A 16,913-nucleotide genomic window follows, 5' to 3' on the forward strand; every position below is an offset into this window, starting at 1 on the left:
GACTTTCCGTTAAAGGGACGGAGCGACACTGTTTGAGCCGAACGGCGAGTTTGGAGCGGAGTCCCTTTCGTCCTTAGGAAAGTCGGACTGCCTTAGAACTTCTGCATCGTGACATCTAGCAGCAAACAGGATACCAGCGCTTTCTCATGGACCGGGAGGCCATGATGAACTAGTGTATTAAACACCTAATTACCCTTCTTTATGCATAATCTTCCGATACCCTTTCCGTAATCCCTTCACCAAAAGCGTCAGATATCTAAGCACTGCCTCTGTTGCGATCGAGAATACCACGAATAGCATGATACATTTCTTAGACATGCTTGTAATTGCGAACAGCTTCGGCAGAAAGATGAAGCAGAGTACGCAGCCGATCAAACAGCCGCCCCATACTGCACCACGGAAGATATTTAACGGCTTACAGATATTGAACAGGATAATAAATCCTACGATCAGAAGCAGGATTGTCGCTGCTGTCGAGATATCTGTTGCATTCACACCGAAGGTCTTTCCGAATACTACCAGCGCTCCGACCATCAGTACATCTGTAAGTCCTGCAGGTAATGCTTTCAGGAATACATTCGTAAGGAAATGTCCTTTGATTCTTTCTTTATTCGGCTGGAATGCCAAGAAGAATCCCGGTACTCCGATGGTAAACATACTGATCAATGATATCTGTGAAGGCTCCAGTGGATATGTGATCATCAGCACCACTGAAAACAGTGATAACAGGAATGAGAAGATATTTTTAACCAGGAACAGACTGGCTGATCTCTGGATATTATTTACCACTCGTCTTCCTTCCATTACAACAGACGGCATGCATGCAAAATTAGACTCCAGTAATACTACCTGCGAAGCCTGTACTGCCGCATCACTTCCCGATGCCATGGCTACACTGCAGTCCGCATCCTTCAAAGCCAGTACATCATTGACACCATCTCCGGTCATTGCTACCGTCTTGCCCTGATCCTTCAGTGCATGGACAAACTGTCTTTTCTGTGCCGGTGTTACGCGGCCAAATACCGTATAATTCGCTATCGCATCTGCGATCTCAGCATCTGTATGCAATGTAGCTGCATCAATATATCTGTCCGCATTTACGATACCAGCCTCTTTTGCCACTTCCGAAACGGTTAAAGGATTATCTCCGGATATAACTTTTACTTCCACTCCCTGCTCCGCAAAGTAAGCAAATGTCTCCGGTGCCTCTTTTCTGATTGGATTAGCAAGAAGTACATATCCCAGTGGATTCACTTTTCCGGTCAGTGCTTTTCCATCAAGCGTTCCATCATACGTACCGAACACCAGAACACGATAACCTTTTCCTGCATATGTCTGGATTTCTTCTTTGTACGTATCATAGTCCTCTCTTAATACAAATTCCGGCGCACCAAGAACGTGCACTTCATCATTATAAGTAACTCCACTGTACTTTGTTGCAGATGTAAATGGTGTAACAGATTCCGGCTTTCTTCCCGTTCCTTCTTTGAAATATTCTTTCAGAGCTTCCATGGTACTGTTATCACTGCTCATAGCCTTTGCAAAATCTCCAAGTATCTTCGTAAGATCTGTCATTTCATCTTCTTTATAATTCGAAGTCTTTACCAGATCTTTTACACTCATGGAATTTTCTGTGATCGTTCCTGTCTTATCCACGCAAAGTACATTGACTCTGGCAAGGGTCTCAATACTCTTCATATCATGTAACAGGACTTTTTTCTGCGCAAGACGCATGGCACTGACTGCCATCGCCACACTTGCAAGCAGATACAGGCCTTCTGGTATCATACCGATCACAGCTGCTACCATCGAAGTAACACTGCTTCGGAACGGATCTCCGTTAAATAAAAAGCTCTGCACGAATAATACAATTCCAATTGGAATCAATGCAATACCTACTGCTTTTACCAGTTTGTCAAGAGAGCGGATCATCTCTGACTGCTCCCCTTTCTGCATCGCTTTTGCTTCCAGTGTCAGTTTGGAAATATAGGAATCCACACCGACAGCATCCAGTCTTGCATGACATTCTCCTGCCACGATAAAGCTTCCGGACATCAGTCTGTCTCCCGGATTTTTGGTAATCTCATCCGATTCACCTGTCAGCAGCGATTCATTCACCTGTACACTTCCGTGTACCACTTCTGCGTCTGCACAGACCTGATTTCCTGCTTTGAATATAACGATATCATCTAATACAAGCTCTTCTGAATTCACCCGTTGTATTTTTCCATCTCTCACAACATTTGCATGCGGTGCATTCAGCATATTTAACTTTTCAAGTGTACGTTTGGAACGTATTTCCTGTACAATACCAATCAAAGTATTGAATATAATGACCGGAAGAAATGTCAGGTTACGGAACGAACCTACAATTATCAGTAAAATTGCAAGCACAAGAAAGATCAGGTTAAAATACGTAAATACATTTTCCTTAATAATCTCTTCCGTTGTCTGAGCCGGCGGATCGACTGACATATTTGACCAGCCATCTCTTTTATGTTCTGCAGCCTGTGCACTGGTTAAGCCTGTCTGATATTCCGGCTCGTACCTGGTCGTCGGTGTACGTTCTATTTCATAATCCCAGGCTTCATCCTGTAGTTTTCGCCTGTCTTTTCGTTTCATAATGTACCTCCTTGTCAGTTACATCCATTTTTTGGAAGCGTATTATTATGTGAACCACAATGTGTATATTAATACGCTCCAGAGTGTGTCTTAAAAATGCTTTCTGCAAGATATATGTCACAGATTGCAGAAATGATTTTTCAGACGCACTCTGGGTTGTATTTAGTATACAACACATTATTGCACAAATGTATTAACACTTTATGAAATCTGTATAACTTTTCTAATAAATATGTTTTTTCAATTCTATCCTTTATGCCTGTGAGCGCCAGCTAACATATTCATTCAATTCTTTCTTTACACGCTCCATCTCTTTTGCTGTATCTGGATTACCATAAGGGATTCTTGCAACCAGTTTGTCTACATAACGATTCTCAGCTATCAGCTCGTATGTTACTTTAAAATTAATGTCAAAAAAGTATGCAAGATAAGACATCCAGTAATCCATCTTTGTCTTTCTTGTCTCAGACAGTATCGATGTCCTTGCTTCAAATTGCCCCATGATCTCAGGGCTGATCGTTGAACTTCCTACCTCTTCTGCAGATACGCCAAGCATTGTTTCTATAGAGTCTTCTAATTTAACTCGGCAGTTGTCCAGTTTGTCCGCATCCCGGATAATCTTTGCATGCAGCAGCTGTCGTTCATCTTCAATCTTTTCTTTCGTATCCAGCGAATAATCGCTGTGTCTTGCTATTGCTGTCCGGATGATCTCATCCCAGGTATCTTCTTTGACAAACCTGCGGATCATACCTTCTTCGAACAGTATCTGCACTCCAAACGAAGCGTGATCCATCGTTCCTGGTTCAAAACTGTCGTAACGCTTTAACTGTTCAAATCTTCCTATATCGTGTAACAGACCTATCACCTGCGCAAGTTTACAGTCTTCTTCGGAAAGTTTCAGACCCTCCGCAATTTTTCTGCTGCATTTTACGACTCCATATGTATGTATTATTTTCAGCTTTACCTTATCATTGTCTCTGTCATAACCATCCAGATATTTTTCAAATTCTTCCTCTGCGTGTTGTAAATCTATCATCTGATTCTCCTTCTATCTATGGTTTAATATTCTCTCCAGGAATCTTTCCCCATATTTTTCAAGCTTATGTTCCCCAACTCCTGATACGTCCAGCATCTCATCCAGATTCTCCGGACGCATGACACACATACCGGCAAGCGTCTTATCTGCAAATACCATGTATGGCGGAATCTTTTCTTCTGACGCAATCTCTCTTCTAAGCTCACGAAGACTTTCGAATAATTCTGCATCTTGTTCTGAAAGTTCTGCTGCCACCGCTCCTTTTTTGCGGCGTTCCTTTTTTACCTTTGCATCAGACGTTTTCTCCGTCTCTTCTTTCGGAAGCTTCATGATCAGAGATTCTTCCGTCTCCATAAATGCTTTTCCTGCCGGTGTCAGACAGATTACCGGATACTTCTCTCCCTGTTCTTCTACATACTCACGAAACTGCAGTTCCCTTAAGATCTGTCTCAATCTTGGAACCGTTCTGTCAGTTAATTTTGCATATTCCGGATTCTTATCCAGATTCTTTCCAAATATCTTCTGACTTTTTCCTCCATGCACGATATCAATCACTGTGGATGCCCCGTAATTCCAGTCCAGTGCATACAGACATCGTAAAATGGTCTTCGCCTCTTCTGTAATATCCACCTCTTCAAACTGTGTCTGACAGTTCAGACAGTTTCCACAGTAGGAGCTGCTCTTCTCTCCAAAATAGTTCAATATATACTGCCGCAGGCATTCGGAAGTAAAGCAGTAAAATGTCATCTGCTTCAGACGTTCCAGATCCCGTTCTCTTACGATCTGGCGTGTCACATCATCCAGCTCACTGTTTTCTTCCCCATTTTCAATAAACAATCTGTTCGTTCTTACATCTCTTGGCTCATAATACAGGATACACTCTGAAGGTTCCCCGTCTCTTCCTGCACGTCCGGCCTCCTGATAATAGCTTTCCATATTTTTCGGCATATTATAATGGATGACAAATCGGACATCCGGCTTATCAATTCCCATACCAAATGCATTGGTTGCCACCATGATCTGGCGTTTTCCATATATAAAATTCTCCTGGTTTTCCTTGCGTTCTTCATCCGAAAGTCCCGCATGGTATCTTGTAACAGAAAATCCCTCATTTCTCAGATCATAACTCACCTGCTCCACGCTTTTTCTGGTCAGGCAGTAAATGATTCCACTGTCCCCGGATGTGTCATATCCCTTTTCTTTCAGATAACTGACCAGCTCCTTATACTTATCCACCGGTTTCTTCACTGCAAAAAAAAGATTTCCACGGTCAAACCCGGTTGTTTCCACATATGGATCCTGAAGCTTTAATATATCCAGGATATCTTCCCGTACTTCCGCCGTTGCTGTTGCTGTGTATGCACCAACCACCGGACGATATGCCAGACGCTCCAGAAAATCCAGGATTTTCAGATACCCCGGTCTGAAGTCCTGTCCCCACTGCGACACACAATGTGCCTCGTCCACCGCGACGAATGCTATCTTCACCTGCTCTGACAATGCAAAATCCAGAAAACTGTCTGTCTCTAACCGCTCCGGTGCTACATAGATGATCTTATATCTTCCCTGTTTTGCAAGTTGCAATGCCTTATAATACTGCCCTGCTGTCAGGGAACTATTAAGGAAGGCGGCATGGATCCCCATCTGGTTCAATGTCCCTACCTGATCCTTCATCAACGAAATCAGTGGCGAGATGACAAGGGTAATTCCCTCCATCATAAGCGCCGGAACCTGATAACACACTGACTTTCCTGCACCGGTCGGCATGATTCCAAGAACGTCTCTTCCTTCCAGAACTGCCTCTATCACGGGAATCTGTCCTTCTCTGAAATGGTCGTATCCATAGTATTGCTTCAATATCTTTTCTGCATCTTTTATTAATTTTTGCATTTTGTATTCTCCCTTATGCTTATTTTGTAACTCCCTATGCCGGTATACTTCATACTCCATTATTGTAAAAAATCCCCATCTACAAATAATATTTCTCCCTTATAGTATCATACTATAGTTATAAAGCAACGTTACATAATCAACAAAATTTTTGACTTTCTATATCTTTTTCAGTATAATTGTCTCAGTTTCTTTATAACTTTATAATCAGATGTTTTAGGATTGTGAGAGCATGAATGCGAAGCAATCCGTGTATCATAGGGGTCAAAATACCTTTTGCCCCCAACATCATAATATTTCAGGAGGATTAAAAATGGATTTTCGTCAGATTGCTATGATGCAGAAAATAAAATCAGGTATGGACCGTTTCCGTGCCAACCACCCAAAATTTCCAATGTTCCTGCGTGCGGTTTCACAGGATGCATTAGTGGAAGGAACCATTATCGAAATTAATGTTACCACTCCCGAAGGAAAAAATTACTGCACCAACGTCAGATTAAAAGCAGATGACATGGAATTATTCGATGCTTTTAAATCTATGCAGAACTAAGAGCTTTTTGATTCTGCTTTATGCGTATACATATGGATTCATTTTCCAAAATGTATACGCATTTTTTATACCTGCGTATGCAAGAAAAACTGCCAGTGACAGGTTCTGTATATTTTCATCCGTATATTTTTCCTTTATCAGCAACATACTAAACCATGTTATAAATCTACAACAAGGAAGGTATTTATTATGGAAGAAATGTTTTGTTTCCAGTGTCAGCAGACTGCTCATAATTCTGGCTGTAAAGGGCGTGCCGGTGTCTGCGGGAAGAAAAGTGATACTGCTAATTATCAGGATGAACTGACCAGTGCACTCATCGGTCTCTCACGTGCCGTGCGTAAAAAACTTGCCCTGAATCCGGATGCTTCTTTCGGTCACGCCGATGAACTTATCTTAAAAGGGCTATTCACCACCATTACCAATGTTAATTTTTTCAATGATACGATTATGGAACTCATTCATGAAGTGAACATAGAAAAAGACCGGATCTACCCGGATGTCATGAATTATGATGTCCGTCATATCTGGGAAGACCTGGAAGATATCCGGTCACTAAAATCACTCATTCTTTTTGGTCTGCGCGGTATGGCTGCATACGCTTACCACGCATATGCGCTGGATTATGTGGATCGGAATGTCCTGGATTTCTTTTATGAAGGGTTGGAAGCGGTTGGCTCTGAAAAAAATTCTGATGAATTGCTGGCGCTTGTTCTGAAGACAGGGGAGATTAATTTCCGCTGTATGGAACTTCTGGATCATGCCAACTCCGGTGCTTACGGAAATCCGGTACCGACAGAAGTTCCGCTGACCATCGAAAAAGGGCCATTTATCGTCGTCAGCGGACATGACCTTCATGACATGGAACGATTATTAAAGCAAACAGAAGGCAAAGGAATTAATATCTACACCCACAGTGAGATGCTCCCGGCACATGGATATCCAGAGTTAAAGAAATATTCTCATTTGAAAGGAAACTTTGGAACTGCCTGGCAGAGTCAGCAGTCGGAATTTCATAATATTCCGGCACCTGTTTTGTTTACTACAAACTGCCTGATGCCGGTACGTCAAAGTTACTGTGACCGTGTATTTACCACTTCAATCGTATCTTATCCTGACCTTGTTCATATCGGGGACGATAAAGATTTTACCCCTGTTATCGAAAAAGCACTGGAATGCAAGGGCTACCCTGAAGATCATCCAATGACCGGTATCAACGGCGGCTCTACGGTTACGACAGGATTCGCCCACAATGCCGTCCTTTCCCATGCAGGGCACATTGTAGAACTGATCAAAGCCGGCAAGATCCGCCATATCTTTCTGATCGGCGGATGCGACGGTGCCGCTCCGGGACGCAGTTATTATACGGATTTCGCCAAGGCTGCACCTATGGATACTCTGATCCTGACACTGGCCTGCGGCAAATACCGTCTGAATGACCTTGATCTTGGTTCCATCGATGGTATTCCAAGGATTCTGGATATGGGACAATGTAATGATGCCTACAGTGCCATCAAGGTTGCACTTACACTTGCGGAAGTTTTCAACTGCACAGTAAACGACCTCCCGCTCACCCTGGTTCTTTCCTGGTATGAACAGAAGGCCGTATGTATCCTTCTTACGTTATTATCACTCGGTGTCAAAAACATCCTGCTTGGACCAACACTTCCGGCATTCGTCTCCGAGAATGTGTGGAAGATACTGGTGGAGAATTATAATATTCAGAAGATCAGTACTGTGGAGGAAGATATGAAGAAAATTCTGGGCTAATTTCCCTCCAGATTTGCAAAAAATAATTCATAAAAATCATCTTCAGCCTTGATCATCGGCGAGTTCTCCCCTCCGCCGTTGGTACTTCTTTTCATTGCGGCATGGAATTCTTCTCCTGCCGCAATTAATTCCATTTCATATAGTTCATAGCCAAGTTCACGACAGGTCTTGCAGAATGCAGACAATGGATCTGCTTCTGTTCTGGTTGCGAGAAGCTGTTGTTTTAACTTTTCGTCTTTTAATGCTTTGTTTTGTAATTCGTCTAATATACTTACTACGTCCGCCATAACAAATTTCCTCTCTTCATGATATGTTTTTTAATGCGAAGCAAAAAAGAGAGTAACACTTTTTCTATGCTACTCCCTCGTCCTTAAAACTATTATATAAATTTCATTTTACTTACGCAAGCTTTATTTTCATGGCATGCTATATTTTGTTAAATATATTTACCACATATATCCACCAGACAGCATTTCTCACAATGCGGCTTCGTCCTCGCTGTACAGACGTCTCTTCCGTGATATACCAGCCTGTGACAGAAATCACTGCCTTCTTCCGGTGGGATGATCTTCCAAAGTTCCATCTCTACTTTCTTCGGTTCCTTGATTCCGTCTACCAGACCGATCCGGTTACAGAGTCTGATGCAATGTGTATCCGTAACAATCGCCGGTTTACCGAACACATCCCCCATGATCAGATTTGCACTTTTTCTTCCGACTCCCGGAAGTTTCAACAATTTGTTAAAATCATCCGGAACTTTTCCACCATATTCATCACGGAGTATACGCATACAGGCGCTGATATCTCTCGCCTTACTCTTCCCAAGTCCACATGGTCTTACGATTTCTTCAATCTCTTCCGGTGTTGCTTCTGCCAGTGCATTGACATCCGGGTATTTTGCATATAGTCCTTCTACCACTACATTTACCCTTGCATCGGTACACTGTGCTGCCAGACGTACACTGACCAACAGCTTCCATGCATCGTCATAATCCAACGTGCATCCCGCATCCGGGTATTCTTTTTTCAGGCGGCCAATGACCTCTAATGCCAGTTCTTGTTTATCCATCTCTATTCACCTGCTTGCTCTTTCTATCATCTATTTTTTATACACAATCATCACTTATAATGTTTTTATTGCTTTCCATCCTCTGACATATTTCCATCTGAAAGCTTCACCGTAATATAATCATGATGGATTTCTTTCAGAAATTTATCAAAAACATCTTCTGTTTTCATCTTAATAGTCGAAGTATTCACACATGGATGGCATCCGAATTCTTCCAGTTTCAACAAATCCTCATCCACCAGAAGCTGCACTTTATTCTCCGGATCAAAGATCAGTCCCATGACAGTAGCTGATCCCGGTGTTACATTCAGATACTCTTCCATGTCTTCTCCCGATGCAAAGGATAATCTCGTGGTCGGAATCTGCTGTGACAGTTCTTTTGTCTTGAGCGCTTTGTTTCCCGGCATTAAAAGAAGATAATATGCTGTTTTCTTCCGGTTACATAAAAACAAGTTCTTACATATCTCCATTCTCAGTGCTTTATCAATCTCCTCACAGGCTTCCATGGTCATGACCGCTTCGTGATCCGCTCTGATGTAGGGGATGTTCAGGCTGTCCAGTATATTGTAGACTTTTATTTCTTTTTCTTTCCGTCCGGAGATGTCTTCCGGACGGCCATTGTATAATTTCATTTTATCTCCTGTCTTATATCAATTTTTTGTTCATTCTTTTTCAATATTATATGCTTATCTACTTAGTACCGCAAGTAACACTATTGGTCCGCCGCCCAGAACTATCAATATCTTTTTCATAGACAACTCCTTTCCAAATATATTTTCGTATAAATGCATATTCCGTACTTTCCCTTATATACAATACATTCTTCTATAAAAATGGCACCATATAAACTGGTATACAAAAAATATCCTGATCTTTACTCATATCTTTCGTATAAACCAGATATCTCTTCCATATTCTTCCTGAATATTTTTCCGTAAATACAAATAGTTTTCAGGAGACTATCCAGTTCTGTCTGTGCCTTGATCACGTTCTCTCTGTTGAAATCTGTGAAGCCATCTATTGGAAAGAAGATGTCCGATGAATCAGCAGTAATCTTGCCATGTTCACTTTGTCTCCATGTCCAGCGTCTTGTACGCACCTGCTGACCAACTGCATATACCACTTCACCAACATCCGGTGTTTCTTCTGTATCAGAGCCAAACGGGAGAAATGTATCCCCTTCTTTTGCCAGACTTTTGTCTGAATGAGGGCGGCGTAGCGGGCTACGTCAACCGAATGAAGGAAAAATATACCGCAAAGTGGGGCATATAGATTGTAGGAATGATTTTTCAAACACGCTCTAAGCATTCTTCTATAAGATGCATCCACCTTTCAGGCTGATATCTCTACGATGGAGATACTAGAGCATGTCTGAAAAATGCTCTAGTTTACCGGACCTGCCCACGCTGTAAACTGATCTGCATATGTGTCCAGATCTGCCACACTTACAGTCAGTTTACCATCTGTATTTTCATAATCTATATACATCGGATTACATCCGCCCGAAGTTTCACCTACGCTGTCTGTCGTGAATACATTTCCACAATTCTGACATACCAGTCTTCCGTTCTGTTCCTTAAAATACGCCCTTGGCGATGGATTGCATACCTGACATGTATTAAGTGATAAACGCGGAGTCCCATCTGATCCTTTTACAGCAATAAGCTGGATATTGGTTCCATTGGAATCGTAATTGATGTACATTGGATTTGAAGTCAATGTATCTGCATCAATTGAAATTTCACCGTTCTCTACGCCAGGAGTTTCATATACCGCTGCTTCCTCTTTCTCCGCATCTGATTCCGTATTTTCATCTTCTGAAACATCCGAACTTCCTGACACATCCGAACTTTCTGAAACATTCGAACTTCCTGATGTCTCCGGACTTCCTGATGTCTCTGAGCTTCCGCAGGCAGACAATGCTGCTATCACAAGTGCGGTCCATATAATGGTAAGTATTCTTCCAATGCCAGATACTTCTTAAGCCATTCTTCCGCAAGATACGTCCAGCTTTGTACTTCCTTCAAAGTTTTGCGGATTTCCTCTTTTTGCTTTTCTGTCCATCTTGCCGGCTTTTTACGTCCGATACCAAACTTCACCAGAAGTTCTTCTCCCTTTTCCTCTGGAAATGAAGTCTCACCGGCTTTTATTGCCTCTGCAAGAAGCTGTACCTGTTCCTGTGTATATCTTTTTCCTTCTTCCTGTCCGATATTCTGTTCTAACCACGCTTCAGTTGCCACAGAAAGTCCATGGATCCCCTCTGAAAATACATGCTGTGCAAATGGTACTCCCGCCTTCGCATATGCCTGTGCAAACAGATAGCTGTTCTGTACCGGAACGGTCTGGTCTGTTACGGTCTGCCAAAGGAAGCACGGTGGAGTATCTTCTGTCACATGATTTTCCAGTGACATATAATCCAGTTCCTGCTCTGCCGGCTCTTTCCCTAACAATGCAACAAAAGAATCTCTATGTGCATATTCTCCCGAACTGATGACTGGATAAGCCAGAATTGCTGCATCCGGGCGGTTGGATATGTTCTGATATGCTTCTTCCGGATCTTTTACATCCTTGTTATGTACACAAAGACTCGCACACAAATGTGCTCCTGCTGAGAATCCGCAGACTGCAATCTGATCCGGCCTGATATGGAATTCTTCTGCACGGGAACGGATCATCCGGATGGTTCTTGATATGTCATTTAACGGTTGCAGCTTCAGTGGTGCTTCATCCAGCTGGTTTACCGTGTATTCCAGGACGAATACATTGTAGCCTGCCTGATAGAATTCCATAGCCGGCAGATGTGCCTCCGACGGGGATGTTTCCCTGTATGCACCACCCGGTGCAATAATCATTGCCGGATGCTTCTTTTCATCCTCATGAATGTAGCTGAACATCACCGGTATGAAGCCGTGTGCAGCCGGATAATGGTATTCTTCTTTTTTCCATATTTCGGTTCTTTCATTTATCATAGTTTTTATTTTCTCCTTCTGTTATGTTCCTCTCTGATCAACTGTCATTCTTTCCCCATTATACTTCTCTGCATCGCTTATCTTTCATCGCTTATCTTCCACCTCTGCTACTGCCTATTCTCATAATTGCAGATCTGGATTGCCGCTCCATTTTCCATAACACTAAATTCATGCTTTTCATAGAATGGCACGTTCTTTTTATCTTCCGGCATGACATCAATATACATAAAGTCTTTGTATTTTTCTTTTACATGCTCAAGCATCGTCCCTGCAATCCCTTTCCCCTGGTGGTCCGGATGGACGAGTACATAATGGATCTGTGCCAGCATCTCTGTATCATCTAATACTCTTATCAGTCCTACCAGTTCTTCCTCATCCCATGCAGTAAACACCGTAGAGGAATTCATCAGTGCCTTATACAGACGCTTCGGGTAATTTCCCGAAGTCCAGCCTACGGATAAAAACAGCTTTTGTACCTGTTCCTGTGTAAATTTCTTTTCTTCTGTATATTTAATCATGATATCTCCTTATCTCCTGTGATCGCATTTCTGACATTGTACTATCTCTTTTTCTTCCTCTTCTTTGTAAAAAATATCTGACCACTGGCAGCTTCTTCCGAACGCATAGCGATATAAAATCACCTTCAAGCTATATGCTTACCTTACATCTTTTCTTATAGCAGGCAATCCCGTATTTCCATATATGCTCCATTCCTTCCTCCCGGAGTTCTTCCTCATACCTCGTTTTCTCACCTCTTCATCTGTGAATCCAAAATATTCATCAAACTCTACATCCGTTATAGACATGACATTAAAATTATTAAGTCCTGTAAAGATGCTTTCTTTGGAAATATTTTTTTTGCATATTGGTTTTCCCTCCCCTGATTATTGCTATTATTATACGTATTTATTTGTTTAAGTATAACAGATTTCCCATGTTTTTCCTATCATTTCCACCTTACACGGCGACATAAAACAAACACTCCGATTTTTATATGCGAATTCAGTTCCTGTTTCCTAACACATTTTTCTATAATACATGTAAAACATAGGCGCTGTCGTACAGACCGCGATTGTATCGGCAATCGGTTCCGCCAGATACACCCCCATTACTGCATCCGGAAAAATCTGCGGCAAAAGAAATATCAGTGGTATAAGCAAAATAATCTTACGCCATATCGTAAGAAAGATTGCCTTCTTCGCCTGATCCAGCGCAACAAAGCTATACTGGCATGCGACCTGTATTCCATATATAAAAAGCATAGCCAGATATACTCGCATACTTTTTTCCGTATATACGATCAAAGCCACATTATCCGTAAAAATAGCAGCGACAGTTCCCGGCATTACCATACATATCAGCCAGATACAACAAGAACCACTTACACAGCATGCCAGCAGCAGCCGGAATGTTTTCTTTACCCTTGGAATATTCTTTGCTCCAAGATTATAGCTTAACAATGGCTGGGCGCCCTGCACCAGTCCCGGTAAAAGCAGCATAACGAACTGCATGATACTGTTCAGAATACTCATAGATGCCACTGCCATGTCTCCGCCATGTATTTGCAGAGAAGTATTAAAACTAATCGCAACCATATTTTCCGTCAGCTGCATCAATGCCGGTGACGCACCAAGCAACACGCATGGCCACAGAAGTTCTCTTTTAAAACGTATATTTCTCACATAGAGATTCAGCTCACTCCCGGGCGTTGTCAGATAACGGATCACCAGACATGCGGATACGCCCTGTGAAATCACAGTCGCAAGTGCTGCACCTTTTACTCCCATTCCCAATCCATTGATAAAGACTGCATCGAGCAGCATATTTGCCACTGCTCCGGCCGCCACATTCCACATACCGATCAGTGTCTTCCCCTGTGCTGTAATGAATGCATTCAGTCCCAATGTAAGCTGGGTAAATAATGTCCCAAGGCAATAGATATTCATATAATCTACCGCGTAAGTAATTGTATCGCCGCTTGCGCCGAACAGCTGCAGAATCTTTTTCCCATAAAGCAGCATGATTCCGGTTAATATCACCGAAAGTGCCACCAGCATCCAGGTGCAGCTTCCCATGACCTTTTCAGCCTTCTCTTTCTCGCCTTTTCCCATAAAAATAGATGCTTTCGGTGCCCCACCCATACTTACAAGTGCTGCAAAAGCCGAAATAGCAAGGATAACTGGTGCTGTTACACCTACCCCCGCCAGTGCCTGCTTTCCCACCTCCGGGATATGACCGATAAACATCTTATCTACTAAATTATATAAAATATTAATAAGCTGTGCTGCTACAGCCGGAACCGCAAGCTTAAGAAAAGCTCTTGGTACCGGCATAGAAGCCAACAATTCGTTATCTTTTTGCATCGTTTATCTCCTGTGATCGCATTTCTGACATTGTACCATCTCTTTTTCTTCCTCTTCTTTGTAAAAAATATCTGACCACTGGCAGATACTCTGTAAAATCGGTACCACAGATCTTCCTTTTTCCGTCAATGAGTACTCTACTTTTGGTGGAATCTCGTCATAAGATTTTCTGTCTATAATTCCATCTTCTATCAGGTCTTTTAATGTTGATGCAAGAACCGCATCTGTGATGTTATACATTTCCTTGCGTATCTCACTGTAGCGCAGTCTTTTTTTCGCTGACAGTACACAGATAATGCGCGACTTCCACTTCCCGCCAAATATTGTCAGTCCATATTCGAGCGGACATCGTATGTCATCTTCTAATTTTTTCTTATATTTTGCCATCAAAAAAACCTCCCACCGGCAGCTTCTTCCAAACGCATGGCGATACAAAAAAATTGCCACCGGCAACTTTTCGCACATACTTTGGCATATAAAATCACCTTCAAGCCATGTGTTTTACTCCATTATAGCCTGAAGGTGATGTTTTTTGAAGTTACTAAGAAATTTATTAGTAACCATTTTATTAGATTTCTTTTTTATTATCTGCGCCTGGTGTTGTAACGATAACTTTGGAAGGTGTAATAATGAGTCGCGAATGATATCCCCGGTTCTTTAACGTTGTCAGCATCTTTTCCGCCCCCGGATACCATATTTCTTTACTGTTAAGTCCAAGCCAGCCTGCAATCCGGGATGACTCAATCTTCTGTTCTTCCACAACATTTTGTTCAACCAGCCACTGATAAGCTTTCCGGAATGCCGGTTCATAGATTCTAAGTGTGTTATGGATTGTTCCATCATAGTCAAATATGATTGTTTTTACCATCGTCTTTATTATCACTTTTCCTTATCTTTTTCTTCTCAATTAGAGCTGCTTCATCAGGTTCACCATTTCGATGGCTGACAGTGCACAGTCATATCCTTTATTTCCCGCCTTACTTCCGGCACGCGCAATCGCCTGCTCGATATTTTCTGTTGTGATAACTCCGAATAATACCGGAATTCCTGTTGCAAGTTCCACCTGTGCAATTCCTTTGGCTGCCTCGTTGCACACCAGATCATAGTGTGATGTATCCCCACGGATAACTGCACCTACGCAGATAACTGCATCGTATTTTCCTGATTTTGCCATCTTTTGTGCGGTCATCGGAATCTCGAATGCTCCCGGTACCCATGCTGCTGTAATATTCTCTTCTTCTACTCCATGTCTGACCAGTCCGTCAACTGCCCCGCCTAATAATTTGTTTACAATAATCTCATTGAATCTTGCCGCTACAATACCAACTTTCATTCCCTCTGGTGCTACTACTTTTCCTTCTACTACATTGATCTGTCTCATGATTTCTTCCTCCTGTTATTTTTAATAAATGTTTTATAAATTTATTTCTTTGAAAATGTGTCCCATCTTTTCCTGTTTTGTCTTCATATATTTCAGGTCATACTTCTGCGGTGGAATCTCTAACGGTACTCTTTCGTTAATCTTCAGCCCAAAACCACCAAGTCCATAAACTTTTTCCGGATTGTTAGTCAGTAATCTCAATGATTTCACGCCAAGGTCTGATAATATCTGCGCCCCGATCCAGTATTCTCTGAGATCCGGTGCAAATCCTAACTTTACATTTGCCTCAACGGTATCATATCCCTGTTCCTGAAGCGCATATGCCTTGATCTTATTGATCAGACCGATTCCTCTTCCTTCCTGTCTCATATAAAGAATGATGCCTCTTCCTTCTGCTTCTACCTGGCGCATCGCCGTCTGAAGCTGCAGCCCACAGTCACATCTGAGTGAACCAAATGCATCTCCGGTCAGGCACTCCGAATGCACACGGCAAAGTACGTCTTCGCCATCTCCGATATCACCTTTTACCAGTGCCAGGTGATGCTCCCCTGTAATATCATTGATATATCCATGGATTTTAAAATCACCATACTGCGTCGGAAGGTCTGCAACTGCTTCTTCTTTTACATGTTTTTCATGTATCCTCAGATAATCCTGCAGATCACGGATTGTGATAAATGTAAGACCATGTTCTTTGGCAAGTTCCCACAACTGCGGTGTCCGCATCATGGTTCCGTCTTCTTTCATGATTTCACAGCACACACCGCATTCTTTTAATCCAGCAAGTCTCACAAGATCCACCGTTGCTTCTGTATGGCCATTACGTACCAGAACCCCACCTTTTCTGGAAATGAGTGGAAATACATGTCCCGGTCTTCTGAAATCTTCCGGTCGTGCCTCTTCATCCACACATTTCATAATGGTATACGAACGTTCTGCTGCCGAGATACCGGTCGTTGTGTCCACATGGTCCACTGCCACGGTAAATGCTGTACTGTGATTATCTGTGTTCTCCGCAACCATCGGAGGAAAATTCAGATCCGCTGCAATCTCCGCACTCATCGGTGTACAGATCAGTCCCTTCGCATAAGTCGCCATGAAATTAATATTTTCCTGTGTTGCAAATTCTGCCGCGCAGATCAGATCTCCTTCATTCTCCCGGTCCGGATCATCCGTAACCAGGATGACCTTTCCTTCCCGTAAGTCTTTTAATGCTTCCTCAATTGTGTTGTATTGATACTTTTGTGACATAATATATATCCTCCT

The 16,913-nt window shown here is 42.4% G+C and carries 17 protein-coding genes and 3 pseudogenes; 3 read left to right on the forward strand and 17 right to left on the reverse strand.

The genetic code is table 11. The annotated features are described in order from the left end of the window. Positions 1-189 precede the first annotated feature (189 nt). From ACWJAF_RS10325 to recQ, 3 genes are all read right to left on the reverse strand, one after another. A complete protein-coding gene (locus ACWJAF_RS10325) occupies positions 190-2,622 on the reverse strand; it encodes a cation-translocating P-type ATPase (protein WP_448863697.1) in 2,433 nt (810 codons plus the stop codon). A gap of 253 nt (positions 2,623-2,875) precedes the next feature. Next, positions 2,876-3,655, reverse strand: coding sequence for an HD domain-containing protein (locus tag ACWJAF_RS10330; RefSeq protein ID WP_448863797.1), 780 nt, complete (start codon positions 3,653-3,655; stop codon positions 2,876-2,878). 15 nt (positions 3,656-3,670) lie between these two features. Beyond that, on the reverse strand, positions 3,671-5,548 hold the full coding sequence (recQ, locus tag ACWJAF_RS10335) for a DNA helicase RecQ (protein WP_448863700.1): 1,878 nt from the start codon (positions 5,546-5,548) through the stop codon (positions 3,671-3,673). Positions 5,549-5,861: 313 nt separating this feature from the next. Between recQ and ACWJAF_RS10340 the strand changes: the two genes are divergently transcribed. Both ACWJAF_RS10340 and hcp read left to right on the forward strand, forming a co-directional pair. Continuing rightward, a complete protein-coding gene (locus ACWJAF_RS10340; protein WP_296033123.1) occupies positions 5,862-6,098 on the forward strand; it encodes a hypothetical protein in 237 nt (78 codons plus the stop codon). Between the two features lie 198 nt (positions 6,099-6,296). Continuing rightward, positions 6,297-7,865: a hydroxylamine reductase gene (hcp, locus tag ACWJAF_RS10345; RefSeq protein WP_448863798.1), complete on the forward strand. Its 1,569-nt coding sequence runs from the start codon at positions 6,297-6,299 to the stop codon at positions 7,863-7,865. On the opposite strand, the gene ACWJAF_RS10350 is transcribed toward hcp, so the two are convergent. From ACWJAF_RS10350 to ACWJAF_RS10365, 4 genes are all read right to left on the reverse strand, one after another. Continuing rightward, entirely contained in the window at positions 7,862-8,152 is a 291-nt protein-coding gene (locus ACWJAF_RS10350) for a hypothetical protein (RefSeq protein ID WP_448863702.1), read from the reverse strand. The genes hcp and ACWJAF_RS10350 overlap by 4 nt on opposite strands. A gap of 149 nt (positions 8,153-8,301) precedes the next feature. Then, on the reverse strand, positions 8,302-8,934 hold the full coding sequence (locus ACWJAF_RS10355; protein WP_448863704.1) for an endonuclease III domain-containing protein: 633 nt from the start codon (positions 8,932-8,934) through the stop codon (positions 8,302-8,304). Positions 8,935-8,999: 65 nt separating this feature from the next. Next, positions 9,000-9,566, reverse strand: a complete 567-nt coding sequence (locus ACWJAF_RS10360) for a prolyl-tRNA synthetase associated domain-containing protein (protein WP_448863706.1) — start codon at positions 9,564-9,566, stop codon at positions 9,000-9,002. Positions 9,567-9,808: 242 nt separating this feature from the next. Next, on the reverse strand, positions 9,809-10,126 hold the full coding sequence (locus ACWJAF_RS10365; protein WP_448863799.1) for a phenylalanine--tRNA ligase beta subunit-related protein: 318 nt from the start codon (positions 10,124-10,126) through the stop codon (positions 9,809-9,811). Here ACWJAF_RS10365 and ACWJAF_RS10370 point away from each other — a divergent pair. Beyond that, positions 10,105-10,167 (forward strand): annotated as a pseudogene (locus tag ACWJAF_RS10370) (hypothetical protein); the annotation flags it as partial. The gene ACWJAF_RS10365 and the pseudogene ACWJAF_RS10370 overlap by 22 nt on opposite strands. On the opposite strand, the pseudogene ACWJAF_RS10375 reads toward ACWJAF_RS10370, so the two are convergent. The 10 genes and pseudogenes from ACWJAF_RS10375 to ACWJAF_RS10420 form a co-directional block, all read right to left on the reverse strand. After that, positions 10,162-10,242: pseudogene (locus ACWJAF_RS10375) on the reverse strand (hypothetical protein); the annotation flags it as partial. The pseudogenes ACWJAF_RS10370 and ACWJAF_RS10375 sit on opposite strands and share 6 nt — an antisense overlap. Positions 10,243-10,317: 75 nt before the next feature. Continuing rightward, complete coding sequence (locus ACWJAF_RS10380) at positions 10,318-10,866, reverse strand: DUF2318 domain-containing protein (RefSeq protein WP_448863708.1); 549 nt, start codon at positions 10,864-10,866, stop codon at positions 10,318-10,320. Then, entirely contained in the window at positions 10,863-11,903 is a 1,041-nt protein-coding gene (locus tag ACWJAF_RS10385) for an alpha/beta hydrolase (RefSeq protein ID WP_448863710.1), read from the reverse strand. The genes ACWJAF_RS10380 and ACWJAF_RS10385 overlap by 4 nt, the downstream gene beginning before the upstream one ends. A 107-nt stretch (positions 11,904-12,010) precedes the next feature. Continuing rightward, positions 12,011-12,421, reverse strand: a complete 411-nt coding sequence (locus tag ACWJAF_RS10390) for a GNAT family N-acetyltransferase (RefSeq protein ID WP_448863712.1) — start codon at positions 12,419-12,421, stop codon at positions 12,011-12,013. A gap of 225 nt (positions 12,422-12,646) precedes the next feature. Continuing rightward, positions 12,647-12,754 (reverse strand): annotated as a pseudogene (locus ACWJAF_RS10395) (AAA family ATPase); the annotation flags it as partial. A 165-nt stretch (positions 12,755-12,919) separates the two neighbouring features. After that, on the reverse strand, positions 12,920-14,266 hold the full coding sequence (locus ACWJAF_RS10400; RefSeq protein ID WP_448863714.1) for an MATE family efflux transporter: 1,347 nt from the start codon (positions 14,264-14,266) through the stop codon (positions 12,920-12,922). A 3-nt stretch (positions 14,267-14,269) separates the two neighbouring features. Beyond that, entirely contained in the window at positions 14,270-14,653 is a 384-nt protein-coding gene (locus tag ACWJAF_RS10405; protein ID WP_448863716.1) for a winged helix-turn-helix transcriptional regulator, read from the reverse strand. Between the two features lie 181 nt (positions 14,654-14,834). Next, entirely contained in the window at positions 14,835-15,134 is a 300-nt protein-coding gene (locus ACWJAF_RS10410; RefSeq protein WP_448863718.1) for a hypothetical protein, read from the reverse strand. 39 nt (positions 15,135-15,173) lie between these two features. Then, the gene (gene ribH / locus ACWJAF_RS10415) at positions 15,174-15,647 is read right to left on the reverse strand and encodes a 6,7-dimethyl-8-ribityllumazine synthase (RefSeq protein WP_296033137.1); all 474 of its coding nucleotides are present in this window, start codon (positions 15,645-15,647) and stop codon (positions 15,174-15,176) included. Between the two features lie 33 nt (positions 15,648-15,680). Beyond that, positions 15,681-16,898, reverse strand: coding sequence for a bifunctional 3,4-dihydroxy-2-butanone-4-phosphate synthase/GTP cyclohydrolase II (locus tag ACWJAF_RS10420; protein WP_448863720.1), 1,218 nt, complete (start codon positions 16,896-16,898; stop codon positions 15,681-15,683). Between the last annotated feature and the right edge of the window lie 15 nt (positions 16,899-16,913).

This window comes from Dorea sp., from assembly GCF_977044405.1.